A 16565-nucleotide genomic window follows, 5' to 3' on the forward strand; every position below is an offset into this window, starting at 1 on the left:
CCGGGGCAAAGTGCAACCGCGCCGCCCCCGCAGGCCGGGAATTTTCCCCGCTTTGCCCCTATGATCTCACATCTGGCTCCCAAAGTCCACCTTCCTGTGCTATCATGGGCCCTGTGGGAAAACCGGGCGCTCCGGGAGGAGCCGGGCGCGGAGGTCCCCGGGGAGGCCCGTCAGGTCTGCCTGAAAACCATCTTCCAGGCGTACCGGTAGCGGAGCTTCTGACATAGAGGGGGCAGGGCTTGAGCCCATTCAAATTCATGGACCTCGGCGCTAATCATTGACCAGATAGATCTGCCCGGTGATAAGTCAAAATAATCGTTTACAATACGGCCAATGGGTATCTGCTCTGCGTTATGTCCCTACCACACTTCACAGAAGTGCAGGCCCCCATAGATCGTGATGACATCATCCACATCACAGAGAGCCTTTTTGAGCAATCCGCAGTTCCCCAGCCGGTGCCACCTGGCGGGCTGGAAGCAGCGCGGCACCTTCCGGGCGTTGGGGTGGGCTGGGGCTACCTGAGCTGGCCGGTCGGTGTGCTGCATGGCGGAAAAATAGGTATAGACAGCATGCTGCCGAGAGAAACTAGGGGCAGGCTGGAGCGTGATGGAATTGGAAATTCAAATCCGGGATGACCAGAAGCTGGTGGAGATCTGGCTGAACAGGCGGGAGCGGGAGGATCTGGAGCTCCGGAACAGGCTGAAACCCCTCTGCCAAAAGTACCACGCTCAGAAGTATCTGGTGGCGGTGTTTCAGTCCGGAGAGGAACCGCTCTATGACGGGACGCGGGAGCTGCTGCTCTACAACCGCAGGCGGCAGGCGGAGCGGGAGGTTCGGCGGGAGAAGGGGCTCAGCCCAACTGTGAGCGCCTGAGGCCCCTGGCGGGCCCGAATGGCCGGGGCGGCGGAACTGATTCCGCCGCTCTCCTTTTATTTTCTGTTGCGCTTCCCGACGCCCAATGATACAATGTTATCTGCAAATATAGGATCACTCCAAATGTTATTGACAGAAAGGGGCGGCACATGATCCAAGCCTTTGACATCGCCGGCTACTGCCGCATCTCCGTGGATGAGGAGCTGGACCGGGACAATGTGTCCATCGAGAACCAGAAGGCCATCATCCAGGATTTCGTCAGGCAGAGGTTCCCCGACAGCACCCTCACCTTCTACGAGGACCGGGACCGCTCCGGCTACACCTTTGAGCAGCGGGAGGGCTACCAGGCCATGCGGAAGGGGCTCATGTCCCATCGGCACCACATCCTCATCGTCAAGGACTTCTCCCGCTTCTCCCGGCGCAACAGCCGGGGGCTGGTGGAGCTGGAGGATCTGCGGGACGCCGGGGTGCGCATCATCTCCATCGGGGACAACATCGACTTCCCCAACGACGACGACTGGCTGAAAATCCAGTTTCAGTTTCTCATCAACGAGATGCCCGTCACCGACACCAGCAAGAAGGTGAAGTCGGTGATCCAGCGGCGGCAGGCGGACGGAAGGTGGATCTGCGCCGCCCCCTACGGCTATCTCGTCAACAGGCACCAGGAGTTTGAGCTCATCCCCACCGAGGCGGAGGTGGTGCGGGAGATCTTCCGGCTGTACATCGACGGCTGGGGATACAAGAAGATCGCCAACCACCTGACCGATCAGGGGGTGCCCACCCCCCGCATGGCGGAGCGAGAGCGGAAGGAGGCCGCCGGGGAGGACTGCAGGCGCACCGCCAGGCCGGTGTGGGCCATCGTCACCGTCCAGGGGATTCTGGACAACGACTTCTACATCGGCACCCTGCGGCAGGGCAAGTACACCCGGAAGAAGATCAACGGGAAGGACGTGCGCCGGGACGTAGGGGAGCACGTGGTCATTGAGCACCACCACCAGCCCATCATCGACTACCGCACCTTCGCCACCGTCCGCGCCCTGCGGGAGAGCCGCTCCGCCGCCCACTACCGGGGGCAGAAGAAAAACGACAACGTGTACTCCGGCTTCCTGGAGTGCGGGGACTGCGGGGCCCCCATGTTCGCCATGAGCCGCTCCGACCTGCGCCCGGCCTACACCTGCGGCACCTATCACCGCCGGGGCCTGAAGGGCTGCACCAGCCACCACATCCGGGTGGACAGGCTGGACGAGCTGATGAAGGCCTACGTCCGGAGGGTGAAGGACAGCTCTGCGGAGATGCTGGAGCGGCTCAACGGGGAGCTGGCCCGGGAGCGGGAGGACGTGGCCGAGGCCGGCCAGAGCGCCGTCCATCTGGAGGAGGTGCTGGCCCAGCTCCAGGAGGAGCTGAAGGCCACCAAGCGCCAGCGCATCCGGGATCTGGTGAAGCACCCGGAGCAGGAGGAGCTGCTGGAGCAGACCTACGATGAACTGGAGAGCGACCTGGCCCGGCGCATCGAGGGCATCCGGAACCAGCTGGCCATGGCGGTGGACAAGCGCAACACCATCATCCGGGTCAACCGGGCGGCCAAGACGGCCCTGGAGGTGTTCGACGACATCCTGGTCAAGGACAAGCTGGAGCGGAACGATCTCCAGCTCATCATCCGGAAGATCAGGGTCTATGAGGATCATCTGGAGATCCAGCTCAAGGCCGACGTGGACAGCCTGCTCCGGTGCGGGGCCCTCCCGGAGGAGATGCCGGAGGCCGCGGCCGCCATGGCCCCGGTTCAGGGGGACACCGTAAATTTTAAGGAGGGCATGGGGCATATCTCATCCATTACCATCGTCCAGCGGTCTGAAAAGCGGCCGGACAAGGTGTTCCATGCCAATGTTGTCAGTGAGGGCGACCCGCTGGAGATCTACACCGACAAGGACGGCGGCGTCATTTTTAAGAAGTATTCCCTGATGGGCGGCCTGGGGGATTTCTCCGGGCAGATGTGCGAGACCCTGAACAAGACCACCGGCGAGATCGCCGTGATCACCGACCGGGACGCCTGTATCGCCGTGGCCGGCCTGTCCCGGCGGGAGCTGATGGACAAGCGCATCTCCCCCGAGCTGGAGCAGATCATGGAGGGCCGGCAGATCTACCAGTACCAGAGCGGCTCCGCCCCGGTGCCGGTGTGCGACGGTGAGGACAAGTACCTCATCGCCTGCGCCGCCCCCATCCTGTCCGAGGGGGACGTGCTGGGCTGCGTGCTCTTTGTGGGCACCGAGGGGGCCCTGACCAGCAGTGAGACCGACTACAAGCTGGCCCAGACCATCGCGGGCTTTTTGGGGCGGCACATGGAATCGTGATGCAAACAGAAGGGCGGCATCTCTTGCGAGATGCCGCCCTTCTGTTTGAGTGAGCTGCAGCCAGCCGCATGCAAGGCTTGCCCGCCGTTGGCGGCCAAACCTCACACTTGCTGGCTGAGAAGTGTTTTCAGCCACGCGCATGTCGCGGCTGAAAACGGATCCTGATTTTATTCCGCCGCCTGCGGGCGGAAAAACTCTGTGAGACAAAAGGGGCCCCTGTCGGCTGCACGCCGGCAGGGGCCCCTTTTTCGTTTGTCTAGCCGCCCAGGGTCATGCCGCTGCCGCCGGACAGGCCGTCCTTCTCCAGCATCCGCTCCAGCACCTGCACGTCGGTGGCGATGTCCATGGCGTCGTCCTGGAACAGGCGATCCAGCTGCTTTTCGAAGCCCTCCACCACCTTGTCCATCATGCCCTCGATGCGCTCCTTGGCAGAGCGGATGTTCTCACCCTCCACGCCCTGCTCCTCCATGCGGGCATAGGCCTTGAGGATCTTCAGGGTGGTGGGCAGGTAGTAGCTCAGAAAGCTGCGCAGCTGCCCGGCCCGGTTGGGGTTCTGCTTCTGGTAGGCGAAGATCTTGCCGGTGATCTCCCCGATGCGGTCGATCTTCTGGCTCATCATCTCGTCGTCGATGTCGTCGTTGAGCTGCCGGATGGCGGCCAGCACCGCGTCGTCGTCGGTCATATCCAGGGTGTCCTCTTCCTTCTCGGACTCCTCCTCCGGCTCGGGCGCGGGGGGCGCCTCCTCCTGGAGGCCCTCGTCGCTGAGGATCAGCCGGCCGGTGGACATATCCAGATAGCCCTTCTCCAAAACCCCGCTGTCCAGCATATCCTGGAGATCGTCACAGGCCTTGTGGACGGACACGGGCATGGCCTGGGCCAGTGTGGTGATGGAGATGCTCTCCCGCTTGCCGATGAGGGCCAGGTACTTGCGGAATCGCTTGGCCTTTTTGGTGCGCTGGGTGCCCGCCCAGATCATGGCCAGGCCGCCGCCGAAAAAGCCGATCACCGGGCTCATGACCGCCAGGGCGTTGAGGAAGCCGCTGCCCATGGCCACCGCCGGGAAGCCGGTGAGGGCGATGCCGAAAACCACCGCCAGCACAATGCCCCAGATGGTCAGGCCCTTGCCCCGATCCAGGTTTACCGGCTTGCCCTGCCGGGGGCTGCGGCCGGTGTAGGCCTGGCCCGCCGGGGGCGTCTGCCGGCCCATGCCCTGGGTGCCGGGGGCCGCCCCCTCCCGGCGCATGTCGTATGGATGGCGGGAAGTCCGGTGGCGGCGGGAATCCCTGGTGAGCTTGCGGAACAGCAAAATCAGCCCGATGGGCCACACCGGGCTCACCAGTAAAACAATGGTAACAATCCAGGAGATGAGATCCCCCGGATCTGGCCGATTTTCGTTTTGATAGCTTGCCATGGGCCATGTCCCCCTGTTTCTTGTTCGTTTTCCTGTCTGCTATTCTATCACAGAAGTGTTAAAGTTTCGCTGGATAAGTCCTTTAAGAAAGATGAAAAATGATTCTGTCCCCTCAGATCCCGGGCCTTTTTATCATACTGCGAATTTGCCCCGGTGTAAAGCGGTTTCCGCCGGTTTTTCCGGCAAAGGCATCCGGGCCGCGCCGCGCGCGGATGTAACCGTTCTGTAATTGCTTTTTGCGGATGAAAGACCTATAATGAAACTCGGTTATAAACTTCACACACAGTTGGAGCTGATTGATATGGAAAAGCAAGCGGGCCGGCGTGTGGCGGAGCGCCCTCCCAAGCAAAAGCGGAGCGGGAAGAAGCTCGCTCTGATCGTCCTGTTGGTTGTGGTTCTGGCCCTGGGGGCCGGATATACCGGGCTGTGCGCCGCCGTGGGCGGCGGCACCCTGCTGCCCAACACCAGCATCGCCGGTGTGGACGTGGGCGGCATGGGCCGGGACGCGGCCTCCGCCGCCCTGGAGGAGGCCCTGCCGGGCCTGCTCTCCGGCAGCAGCGCCCAGTTCCTCTGCGACGGGAAAACATACACCGTCCAGGGGGATGATCCCACCGTCCAGGCGGACGCCGCTGCCGCGGTGGACACCGCCCTGGCAGAGCAGTCCTCCGGCGGCTTCTTCGTCCGGGGCTGGCGGTATCTGTCCGCCCTGCTGGGCGGGCAGCGCCTCCCCCTGACCGTCACCATCACCGGCACGCCGGCGGCGGTGACCCAGGCGGTGGAGGAGTGCGCCGATCCCGAGGCCCAGACCACCTGGGAGGTGACGGACACCGAGCTGGTGCTCCACAAGGGGGTCACCGGCCGCACCATCGACACCGCCGCCCTCATCGATGCGCTGGAGGAGCGGCTGGGCCAGTCGGTCTCCGGCGCTGACGCCGATGCCGCGCCCATTGAGGCCCAGGTCACCACCGCGCCCCCCGCCGACCCGGACTTTGACGCCATCCGGGACGAGATCGCCACGGAGCCCGCCGATGCCTACTTAGACAAGGAGACCCGGGAGGTCGTCCCCTCGGTCACCGGCGTGGACTTCGACACCGAGGCCGCCAAGGCCGCCCTGGACGCCTCGGACGAGGGCGGAACCGTGGGCGTGCCCCTCACCCTTACCGAGCCCAGCATCACCACCGCCAAGCTGGAGGATAACCTGTTCAAGGACGTGCTGGGCACCGGCACCACCTCCTGCGCCGGCCCGGCCAACCGCTGGTTCAACATCGACCTGGCCGCCGACCGGGTGAACGACACCATCCTCCTGCCCGGGGAGACCTTCTCCTACAACGACACGGCGGGCCCCTACACCCTGGCCAGCGGCTACAAGGCCGCGGGCACCTACCAGAACGGCCAGAGCGTGGACGCCACCGCCGGCGGCATCTGCCAGCTGTCCTCCACCCTGTACTGGGTGACCCTGAAGGCCAACCTGGAGACGGTGGAGCGCCACAAGCACCAGTTCAACGGTGGCTATATGCCGGTCATCGGCACCGATGCCACCGTATGGAGCAATCAGTTGGACTTCCGCTTCAAGAACAACACTGAGTATCCCATCAAGATCGAGGCCTATCTGGACAGCAGCCACAAGCTCCATGTGACCATCCGGGGCACCGACACCACCGGCATCCACGGGGAGCCCTACAGCGTGGTCATCTCCAGCGTGCCCTTCAAGAACACCTATCAGCCCAAGGACAGCATCCCCGTGGGCAGCGAGCCTGTGCGGGACACCAACTACTCCCGGTACAACGGCTACACCGTGGACGTGTACCAGAAGCTGGTGGACGCCAGCGGCAACACCGTGGACACCATCTTCCTCTACCGGAACACCTATAAGGCCTCCGACGCGGTGTACTACTACAACCCCGCCGACGCGGCCCGGCTGGGCATCGACACCTCCACCGGCCTGAAAACCCTGACGCCGGTGACGCCCACGCCGTCCCCCTCCGCCAGCACGGAGCCGTCGGCCACCCCGTCGGCCACGCCCGGCACATCCCCCTCCACCCAGCCCACATCCACCCCGACGCCGGAGGCCACGCCGACGCCCACCCCGGCCGCCACGCCGGAGCCGGCGCCCACGCCCACCCCGGAGTCCGTGCCCAGCGCCGAACCCACGCCGCCGGCGGAGACCTCCTCCGAACCCTCCACCGGCCCCGGCATGATCCCCCTGGAGTAATTTCCGCAGCAGGCCCCCCGTAACCCGGGGGGCCTGCGTTTGACATCGCAGAGAGAAAGAAGGTTTTTCCCGTGTTCCAAGGCTTTCCCCAGTCCGTTGTGGACTTCATGTGGGGCATCCGCTTCAACAACGAGAAGAGCTGGTTTGAACAGCACAAGCAGGAGTATCTGGACACCTTTCAGCGCCCCATGAAGGCCCTGTGCGACGAGGTGTACGAGCGCTTTACCGACCGGCACCCCGATCTGGATCTGATCGCCAAGGTGTCCCGCATCTACCGGGATGCCCGGCGGCTCTTCGGCCGGGGGCCCTATAAGGATCACCTGTGGCTGAGTATCCACCAGCCCCTGGAGCATCCCGGCTCCCTGCCCACCTTCTGGTTTGAGCTGGAGCCGGAGGGCTACTCCTACGGCATGGGCTTCTGGGAGGCCCCGGCCCTCACCATGGCCAAGCTGCGGGCCCGCATGGATCGGGAGCCCAAGCCCATGGAGAAGCTGGCCCGCCGCCTCAACCGGCAGGAGGTCTTTGCCCTCACCGGCACGGACTACAAGCGGCCCAGGCCCGCCCCCTCCAAGCTGCTGGAGCCCTGGTACAGCAAAAAGAACTTTGTCCTGAGCCACGAGGCCGCCCACGAGGAACTGCTCTGGGGCCACGGGCTGGCCGACACCCTGGTGGAGGGCTTTGAGTTCCTGCTGCCCTACTACGAGTACATTCTGGCGGTCAGCGGCGACCCCGATCCCCGGTCGCCGGAGGCCTGACAGAATTTACAGCGAAAGCAAACCCGCCCACCGCGCATACTAGGGCCGAAGGCTCTGGAAAGGCGGTGGGCGGGTTTGTCATATGGAAAGCTGCGGCGGCTGGCGGCGGCCGCGCTGGCGCTGGTTCTCCCCCTGTCCGGCTGCGGCCCGGCGGTGGAGACGGACGCGGCCGCGGAGCTGCCGGAGGGGCAGAAGCTCATCGCCCTCACCTTCGACGACGGGCCCCGCCGCTCCACCACCACCCGCCTGCTGGACGGCCTGGCGGAGCGGGGGGTGAAGGCCACCTTCTTCCTCATCGGGGCCCAGATTGAACACAACGAGGACGTGGTGCGCCGCATGGATGAGGAGGGCCACCAGATCGGCATCCACACCTTTGACCACGTGAAGCTCACCGGTCTGAACCGGGCCGACTTCGACAGCCAGGTGGAGAAATCCCGGGACGCCCTGAAAGCCGTGCTGGGCCACAACGATTTCCTCCTCCGCCCCCCTTACGGCATGCTGGACGAGAGCGTCAAGAGCTGGGCCGGCTGTCCCATCATCCTGTGGTCTATCGATCCGGAGGACTGGCGGGATCAGGACACCGACCGGGTGGCGGCCGAGGTGACCGCCGGGGCCAGGGACGGGGGCATCATCCTCCTGCACGACATCTTCCCCGAGTCGGTGGACGCCGCCCTCCAGATCGTGGACGCCCTCCACCAGCAGGGCTACCTGTTCTGCACCATTGAAGAGCTCTTTGCCGCCCGGGGCATCCCCCTGGAGGCGGGGGAGAGTTACTGGAACGCCTATCCGTAGGGGCGTGCCCCTTCACACCAGATAGCTCCCCGCCAGGAGCAGGAAGAGAGCCAGGAAGCAGAGCATGCCCGGGTTGGCCAGAAAGCACCTCCACGCCTCCCCGGCGGTGAGGCCCTTCCAGCCCGGGGCGGGGGAAAACTCCCGCCTCATGGCCGGCAGGAAGGCCAGCCCCACAAACATGGCCGCCAGCACCAGGAGGGTGAGCAGCCAGTCCCCCGCCTCCCCCAGGCCGGACAGCAGCGGGATCAGCCCCGTGCCCACGAAGTTGATCAGGGCGTGGAGGAGCATTGCCTGCCGGAGCCGGCCGGTTTTCAGCACCACCCCGGCAAAGAGCACGCCGATGGCGCAGGCGTAGAAGAACTGGCTGAAATTGCCGTGGAACAGGCCGAAGCACAGGGCGGAGGCCCAGACGGCAAACCGCTCCCCGTAGGGCCGCAGGCGGTTCAGCAGCAGGCCGCGGAACAGGTACTCCTCGCACACCGGGGCGATGACGCACCCCAGCAGCAGGTTGAGAACCAGCGGGTAGTCCGCCATATTGTCCACCGGGTTTTCCACCGTCTGCCCCCGCAGCAGGCCGACGAGGCCCATCAGGGCCAGGGTGGCCAGGTTGACCAGGTACATCAGCCCCAGCCCGGCAAGATAGCTCCGGAAAAACCGCCCCGGCCCCAGGGGCGCCCCCGGCTGGGGCGGCGCCTCCTCGGTGCCCCGGAGCACCAGCCAGGCGGCGGGCACCCCCGCCCCGTAGGCCGAGAGCACCGACACCAGCCACAGGAACACCCCGCTGCCCGCCAGCGCGGGGGCCAGCGCCTGGGCCGCCAGCAGCAGGGCCGTCTGAACGGCCAGCATGGCGGCCATCTGCGCCACCAGGGCCCACCCCAGGCGGGAGAACCTCTCCCGGTGCCCCCGCAGCCGCAGGGCCCGCTCTGCCCGCTCAGATCTCTCCATTTCGCACCTCCCTAAATTTGTACAAATTATTATACCGATTTTCTATCTCTCCCACAAGCGTCAAAATGTTGACAAGCTGTGACAATGCGGATACAATATCTTGTGTTCAAATACAACTCGGAGGAGAGATTTCATATGCCCATTTCGGAAAACGCCCGCGCCGTGCTGGAGCGGCGCTACCTGGCCAAGGATGAGGCCGGCCAGCCCACCGAGACGGTGGACGGCCTGTTCCACCGGGTGGCCAACGCCATCGCCGAGGGGGATCGCCACTTCGACCCCAAGGCCGACGTGGTGGCCACCGCCAGGGAGTTCTACGACCTGATGGTCAACCTGGACTTCCTGCCCAACTCCCCCACCCTGATGAACGCCGGCCGCCCCCTGGGGCAGCTCTCCGCCTGCTTTGTGCTGCCGGTGGCCGACTCCATGGAGGACATCTTCGACGCCATCAAGAACGCCGCCCTGATCCACAAGAGCGGCGGCGGCACCGGCTTCTCCTTCTCCCGGCTCCGCCCCAAGGGCTCCACCGTCAACTCCACCGGCGGCGTGGCCTCCGGCCCCATCTCCTTCATGAAGGTGTTCAACTCCGCCACCGAGGCGGTGAAGCAGGGCGGCACCCGCCGGGGCGCCAATATGGGCATACTCCGGGTGGACCACCCCGACATCCTGGAGTTCATCACCTGCAAGAACGACACCAGCGAGATCACCAACTTCAACATCTCCGTGGGCATCACCGAGGCCTTTATGGAGGCGGCCAGCCAGAACAAGCCCTACGACCTGGTGAATCCCGCCACCGGGAAGGTCACCGGCCAGCTCAACGCCAAAGAGGTCTTTGACGCCATCGTCAGCTCCGCCTGGCAGACCGGCGAGCCGGGCATCATCTTCCTGGATCGGCTGAACCGGGACAACGTGGTGCCCTCCCAGGGGGAGATCGAGTCCACCAACCCCTGCGGGGAGCAGCCCCTGCTGCCCTATGAGAGCTGCAACCTGGGCTCCATCAACCTGGTCAACCACATCATGAAGACCCCGGCCGGGTGGGTGCTGGATCGCGCCAAGCTGGAGAAGACCATCCGCACCGCCGTCCACTTCCTGGACAACGTGATCGAGGTCAACCAGTACCCCCTGCCCGAGATCGACCAGATGACCCGCTCCACCCGCAAGATCGGCCTGGGCGTCATGGGTTTCGCGGACATGCTGCTCTACATGGGCGTTCCCTACAACAGCGACGAGGGGGTGGAGCTGGCCCGGGAGATCATGGACACGGTGAACACCATCGGCCACCAGGCCAGCGAGGAGCTGGCCGAAGTCCGGGGCCCCTTCCCCCTGTTCTCCGAGAGCATCTATAAGGACGGCAGGCCCCTGCGCAACGCCACCGTCACCACCATCGCCCCCACCGGCACCCTGTCCATCATCGCCGGGGTGTCCTCCGGCGTGGAGCCGGTGTTCGCCTACGCCTACATCCGCAATGTGATGGACAACACCCACCTCATCGAGACCAACCAGATTTTGAAGGACAAGCTGGTGGAGGCGGGGATCTACTCCGAGGAACTGATGAAGCAGATCGTGGAGCAGGGCTCCCTGGCCCACGTGGACGGCATCCCGGAGGAGATCAAGCGGGTGTTCGTCTGCGCCCACGACGTGTCCCCCATCTGGCACGTGAAGATGCAGGCCGCCTTCCAGGAGTACACCGACAACGCCGTCAGCAAGACGGTGAACTTCCCCAACTCCGCCACCCGCGAGGAGGTGGCCGAGGTGTACCGGCTGGCCTTCACCCTGGGGTGCAAGGGCACCACCATCTACCGGGACGGCAGCCGGAACGAGCAGGTGCTCAACATCGGCAAGGTCAACGACGGCAAGGAGGATGCCCCCACCGGCCGCGTGTGCGAGGAGTGCCAGCTTCCCCAGGCCGAGTACGGCCACATCCTGCCCCGGCCCCGGCCGGCGGTGACCAGCGGCTTCACCGAGAAGGTGCGCATCGGCTGCGGCAACCTGTATATCACCGTCAACTACGACGAGAACGGCATCTGCGAGGTGTTCACCAACACCGGCCGGGCCGGCGGCTGCCCCAGCCAGAGCGAGGCCACCGCCCGCCTGGTCAGCGTGGGCATCCGCTCCGGCATGGATCCCAAGGAGATCATCCAGCAGCTCAAGGGCATCCGCTGCCCCTCCTGCCTGCGGCAGCCCGGCGTGCCCGTCATGTCCTGCCCCGACGCCATCGCCAAGGCCCTGGAGAAGGTGCTCAAGGTCTCCCAGGACGGGAATCACCCCGCCGTGCCCCCGGCCCCCATCAACCCCGCCGCCAAGGCGGCGGCCCCCATCCCCCACCCGGGCATGACCCCCGCCGAGGCCAAGCTGGCCAAGTTCTGCCCCGAGTGCGGCGCCAGGCTGGAGCACGAGGGCGGCTGCGTCACCTGCCGGGACTGCGGCTACTCCAAGTGCGGATAAGTCAATATCATCTGAATCTATAAGCCATGGACCCCCACATGCGGCGCTCTGCCGTATGCGGGGGTCCTGCTGTTTGGAAAGATGGGGCGGATATCATCCGCCCGTTTTCCCCGGAACCACCGATCCGTGGGGCGCGACGACCTCGGCGCGCCTTCCGACGAAAAAAAGCGGGGGCAAGCCCCCGCCCTACGGATTGCTCTCCTCTGTCTGCGGCGCATCCTCCTCCTGGAGATCCGCCGTGGTGAGGGCCATCAGTTCCTCCTTGCCGGGGTTCTCCAGGACGGCCACCCGGTCGGACTGGCGGGCCACCGCCCGCTCGAACACGTTGCGCACGTCCCGGGCGTTGCCGAAGTTTTCGTCCCGCTCCTCATAGAGCTCTTTGAAATACCTTTTGGCATATTCCGCCGCTTTATCATCCAGCGTATATCCGTTTTTCTCACACATGGACTGGAAGATCTCCATGAGCTGCTCCCCGCTGTAGTCCTCGAAGTAGAAGTACTTGTTAAACCGGCTCTCCAGGCCGGGGTTGGCGTGGATGAAGTTGCCCATCAGCTCGGTGTACCCCGCCACGATGACGATCAGGTTGTCCCGGTGATCCTCCATGCCCTTGAGCAGGGTCTCGATGGCCTCCCGGCCGAAGTCGTTGGGGGCGTCCTGGTTGGCCAGGGCATAGGCCTCGTCGATGAAGAGCACGCCCCCCAGGGCCTTCTGGATCACCTCATTGGTCTTGATGGCGGTCTGGCCCACGAAGCCGGCCACCAGGCCGGAGCGATCCACCTCCACCAGCTGGCCCTTGGACAGCACGCCGATGGCGTGGTAGATCTTGGCCAGCAGCCGGGCCACGGTGGTCTTGCCGGTGCCCGGGTTGCCCATGAACACCAGGTGGAGGGACATGGGGGGCACGGGCAGGCCGTGCTCCTGCCGCAGCCTGCGCACCTTTACCAGGTTGATCAGGCTCTTCACGTCGGCCTTCACCTTGTCCAGGCCGCACAGGCCGTCCAGCTGGGCCAGCAGCTCCTCCAGGCTGGGGGCGGGCTGGGCCTCCTCCTGGGGCTTTTCCTCCCCCCTGGCCTGCCCCGCCGGGGCGGGGGCCGCCTCCTCCGGCCCGGGGGCGGGGGCTTCCGCCTTGGGCTTTTTGGTGACGAAGTCCTTCACGTCCAGGGGGGCCTTCTCCCCCTCGAGGCCGTCCCGGTCGCACAGGGCGGAGAGGGTGTCGGCGCAGGTGTTGACAAACCCGGCCTCCTCCTCGCTGACCGCGTCGTCCACGGCGGCGAACAGGAGCACCATCAGGGTCACCAGATCGATGAACCGCCGGGCCAGGCGGGTGCCCGCCACCTTGTCGCAGGCCCGCATCCGGGCGAAGAAGTCGGGCACCCGGAAGCCGGGGTACTCGCTGACGGCGGTGGACAGCTCCCAGAACAGGATGGAGGGCACCGGGTTGCCCTTGGTGTAGATGGCGTTATAGTATTCCACATAGCGGGGGGTGGGGGAGGCTCCGTCCCGCTGCCACACCCCCAGGGCGCAGGCCCGCATGAAGGTGTCCACCTCCTGGGTGAATTTCACCCGCAGGGTGGCGTCGGAGATCTGGCGGCGGAAGGCGGTGATCCCGTCGCTGTACTGTTTATGCACCTCGGCGGCACTGAGAGAACCTTTCAAAGCTGCAACACCTCGTTTTTCGGTTAGCCCTATTATATCCGAATCGCCTCCAGGGCGCAAGGGCTCCGTTCAGTTGACATAAATATTAAAAAAGCTTTACATTTCGCCCTTCGCCGTTGACGCAGGGCCGTGGTTCGTTGTAAAATAGAACCAAGAATGTCGACCGGAGGGATTGCCATGGCAAAGCGCGTCCGCAGCAGCCAGCCCGAAATGATCCACTGCCCCTACTGCGGGGAGGATTATTCTTCCACATATAAGCACTGCCCCTTCTGCGACGAGGTGGAACAGCCCGTCGTGGAGGAGGATCTTGACGAGTCCGGCGAGGGCTCCCGCTCCAGGGGCGGCAAGCGCCTGGCCACCAACACCCGGGGGGGCGGCTACGGCCGCGGCCCCTCGCCCCTGAGCATCATCACCCGCGTGATCTCCCTGGGCCTGATCATCGCGGCGGTGATCATCGTGATCACCATCATCATGCCCCTGGTTTCCAAGGGGAACGTAGGCGGCCCTGGAGAGAACAGCGCTCCGGCCCAGACGGAGAGTGTCAGCCCCGATCCCAATGAGACGGGCACGGTGGACGAGACCACCCCGCCCGCCACGGAGGAGCCCGGCACCGAGACCATCCCGGCGGAGCAGACGGCCACCGGCTTCTCCCTGAGCCAGACGGAGTTCTCCTTCAGCAACACCTATCCCTACCCGGTGACCCTCCAGGTCACCTTTACCCCCGCCGGCACCACCGGCACCATCACCTGGACGAGCAGCAATCCGGACATCGCCTCGGTGGATGACAGCGGCGTGGTCTACCACGGCACCCAGACCGGTACCGCCACCATCACCGCCTCCATGCCCGGCGCGGCCGACGTGACGGTCACGGTCTACAACTCCGCCACCAGCAGCGAGGGGCTGGCCCCCTCCGGCACCGGCTCCGGCTCGGGCACCACCTCCGCCTCCCTGTCCCTGAACCACACCGACTTCACCTTCAGCGGCATGGACAACCCGTCGGTGCAGATGCAGGTCAGCGGAACCTCCTCCACCCCCACGTGGAGCGTCAGCGACACGTCGGTGGCCACCATCTCCGCCGACGGCGTGGTTCGCCCGGCGGGCCCCGGCACCGCCACCATCACCTGCACCGTGGACGGCCAGACCCTCACCTGCATCGTGCGCTGCAACTTCTGAGACTTTCAAAAAAGTGGCATAAGCCACTTTTTTGAAAAGGAGTGCATGGCGGAAGAGGCTCGATTTCTTGCGAAATTGTCGCCCCTTCCGCCATGAGAAGTGTCATTTCCGAGGCGCATGTCCCCGGAAATGACAGATTTTGATTTTATTCCTACGGCTGCGGCCGCAGGAACTCTGCGAGGCCTCCCCTCGGGAAAGGTCTTTTGACAAGCTGAGAACCGGCATGGCCGCAAGGCCATGCCGGTTCTTTCTCTACTGCTCCTGCTCCGGTTCCTCCGGGATCGCCCAGGGCTGGAGCAGGCCGTCCAACTCCTGGTAATCTAATCCCCATCCGGCGGAATGCTCCTGACTGGGCAGGGTGCCCCGGGGGAAAGTAATGTCCAGTCTGTCGGAATGGAAGGTGATGTACTCAGGCCGGAGGGCCGCCTGCATCTCCATCCGGAGAACCGAATCCCCGTCTGCCATCCTGTCCACCAGAGCCGCCCGGGCCTCCTCCTCCGGAACCGCGAACAGGGACCAGATGTCCAGCTTCTCCCCGGTCTCCCGGTCAAAGACGGCGGGCAGGGAAGTCTCCTCAGCCGTGCCGCTGTCAATGGAGCAGAACACCGTGGTGGTGAAATACATGAGCCGTTCATTGGAGGCGGATGGGGACACGGACTGCTCCACCAGATAGGCGGAAAAGTCCTCTCCGCCATCCCGGTAGTCGGCATAGGCCCGCTCCAGCACCTCCTCCACGTTGTAGAGCAGACCCTGCTCCGCATAATACGAGGCCACCGCCTCCCGGGCCGGGGCGGACAGCTGGTCAAAGCCCTCCACACCGCCCACATGCACGTTCTGCGGCCCGCTGGGCCTGTTCTCCCGCAGGAGCTCCGTGCCGTCGGGCAGGATATAGTTGGTACCAAAAAAGGCGGTGTCCCAGATCTCCACTGCGGTTCCGTCCGAGAGGGTAATCCCTTGCTCCCTCCTGGCGCCGGTGATCTGGATCTCCCGGGCGGTGCAGATGCCTGTCAGAGTGGAGCAGTCGGCCTCCAGCTCCAGGCGGCCCGTGATCCCCTCGCCGTCCAGAAGTTCTTCCGCCGTGGCTCCTTCCAGTATGGGCATCACAGTGGTGTCCTCCGTCAGTTGGACAAACACTTCCTTCCCCGTGCTCCTGCTGCGGAGCACCACGGAGTCTAGGCGGCCGTCCTCCACTTCGGCCTCGGTGATCTCCCCTGCCACCAGCAGATTTCCCCCTCCGCACCCGGCCAGCAGTAGCACCAGTGCCAGCGCCAGCCAGAACATCCGTTTCACGATAATACCTCCCTTCCGTATTCCAAAGCCTCGCAGAATCCGCGCCCGCGCGGCGGGCCGCATTTTACTCAAACGGGGGCATGACCCATGGTCATGCCCCCGTTTGACTCACACTTCCATGATAACAGGCAGGATCATGGGATTGCGCTTGGTTTTCTTGTAGAGGAAGTTGGAGATGGCGTTCTTGATCTCCGACTTGATGGCGGCCCAGTCGTTGAGGGTGTCGGTCTGGCACTCCTCCAGGGCCTTGACGGCCACCTTCCGCAGCTCCTCCATGAGGCCCTCGGACTCCTTGACGTACACGAAGCCCCGGGTGATGATGTCGGGGCCGGACACCACGGAGCCGTCCTCCCCGGACATGGAGACCACCACCACGATCATGCCGTCCTCGGCCAGGTGCTTCCGATCCCGGAGCACCACGCTGCCCACGTCGCCCACGCCGTAGCCGTCCACGAACACCCGCCCGGCGGGCACGGTGCCGTTGATCTTGGCGGAGTTGGGGGTGAGCTCGATGACCTTGCCGATGTCGCTGATGATGATGTTCTTGGGGGGCATGCCCATCTGCTGGGCCAGCTTGGCGTGGGTTTTCAGGTGCCGCTGCTCGCCGTGGACGGGGATGAAGAACTTGGGCTTGACCAGGGCGTGGATGATCTTCAGCTCCTCCTGGC

General features: G+C 64.8%; 12 protein-coding genes. 7 read left to right on the forward strand and 5 right to left on the reverse strand.

What is annotated here, in order from left to right; all coding sequences use genetic code 11:
* Nucleotides 1–612: 612 nt before the first annotated feature.
* Nucleotides 613–873, forward strand: coding sequence for a hypothetical protein (locus QZ378_RS04545; protein WP_291257454.1), 261 nt, complete (start codon nt 613–615; stop codon nt 871–873).
* A gap of 149 nt (nt 874–1022) precedes the next feature.
* Entirely contained in the window at nt 1023–3221 is a 2199-nt protein-coding gene (locus QZ378_RS04550) for a stage V sporulation T C-terminal domain-containing protein (protein WP_291257455.1), read from the forward strand.
* A gap of 256 nt (nt 3222–3477) precedes the next feature.
* On the opposite strand, the gene QZ378_RS04555 is transcribed toward QZ378_RS04550, so the two are convergent.
* Nucleotides 3478–4632 (reverse strand): 5-bromo-4-chloroindolyl phosphate hydrolysis family protein, encoded by a 1155-nt coding sequence (locus tag QZ378_RS04555; protein WP_291257456.1) that lies wholly within the window; start codon nt 4630–4632, stop codon nt 3478–3480.
* A gap of 301 nt (nt 4633–4933) precedes the next feature.
* On the opposite strand from QZ378_RS04555, the gene QZ378_RS04560 reads away from it, so the two are divergent.
* The 3 genes from QZ378_RS04560 (at nt 4934) to QZ378_RS04570 (ending at nt 8391) form a co-directional block, all read left to right on the forward strand.
* A complete protein-coding gene (locus tag QZ378_RS04560) occupies nt 4934–6844 on the forward strand; it encodes a VanW family protein (protein WP_291257457.1) in 1911 nt (636 codons plus the stop codon).
* A gap of 71 nt (nt 6845–6915) precedes the next feature.
* Nucleotides 6916–7599, forward strand: coding sequence for a DUF2461 domain-containing protein (locus QZ378_RS04565; RefSeq protein ID WP_291257458.1), 684 nt, complete (start codon nt 6916–6918; stop codon nt 7597–7599).
* A 75-nt stretch (nt 7600–7674) separates the two neighbouring features.
* Nucleotides 7675–8391, forward strand: coding sequence for a polysaccharide deacetylase family protein (locus QZ378_RS04570; protein WP_291257459.1), 717 nt, complete (start codon nt 7675–7677; stop codon nt 8389–8391).
* Nucleotides 8392–8403: 12 nt separating this feature from the next.
* Here the strand turns inward: QZ378_RS04570 and QZ378_RS04575 are convergent, their stop codons facing one another.
* Entirely contained in the window at nt 8404–9336 is a 933-nt protein-coding gene (locus QZ378_RS04575) for a CPBP family intramembrane glutamic endopeptidase (protein WP_291257460.1), read from the reverse strand.
* Nucleotides 9337–9420: 84 nt separating this feature from the next.
* On the opposite strand from QZ378_RS04575, the gene QZ378_RS04580 reads away from it, so the two are divergent.
* On the forward strand, nt 9421–11778 hold the full coding sequence (locus QZ378_RS04580; RefSeq protein ID WP_291257461.1) for a vitamin B12-dependent ribonucleotide reductase: 2358 nt from the start codon (nt 9421–9423) through the stop codon (nt 11776–11778).
* Between the two features lie 186 nt (nt 11779–11964).
* On the opposite strand, the gene QZ378_RS04585 is transcribed toward QZ378_RS04580, so the two are convergent.
* The gene (locus QZ378_RS04585; RefSeq protein WP_291257462.1) at nt 11965–13434 is read right to left on the reverse strand and encodes an AAA family ATPase; all 1470 of its coding nucleotides are present in this window, start codon (nt 13432–13434) and stop codon (nt 11965–11967) included.
* Nucleotides 13435–13611: 177 nt separating this feature from the next.
* On the opposite strand from QZ378_RS04585, the gene QZ378_RS04590 reads away from it, so the two are divergent.
* Nucleotides 13612–14607: an Ig-like domain-containing protein gene (locus QZ378_RS04590; protein ID WP_191380108.1), complete on the forward strand. Its 996-nt coding sequence runs from the start codon at nt 13612–13614 to the stop codon at nt 14605–14607.
* A gap of 252 nt (nt 14608–14859) precedes the next feature.
* Here the strand turns inward: QZ378_RS04590 and QZ378_RS04595 are convergent, their stop codons facing one another.
* Together QZ378_RS04595 and QZ378_RS04600 are read right to left on the reverse strand one after the other, a co-directional pair.
* A complete protein-coding gene (locus QZ378_RS04595) occupies nt 14860–15897 on the reverse strand; it encodes a hypothetical protein (protein WP_291257463.1) in 1038 nt (345 codons plus the stop codon).
* Nucleotides 15898–16005: 108 nt separating this feature from the next.
* Nucleotides 16006–16565 (reverse strand): ribonuclease J (locus tag QZ378_RS04600; RefSeq protein WP_291257464.1); only part of this gene is annotated, 560 nt, incomplete at its 5' end.

It is taken from the genome of Flavonifractor sp., assembly GCF_019422385.1.
Classification (GTDB): domain Bacteria; phylum Bacillota; class Clostridia; order Oscillospirales; family Oscillospiraceae; genus Flavonifractor; species Flavonifractor avistercoris.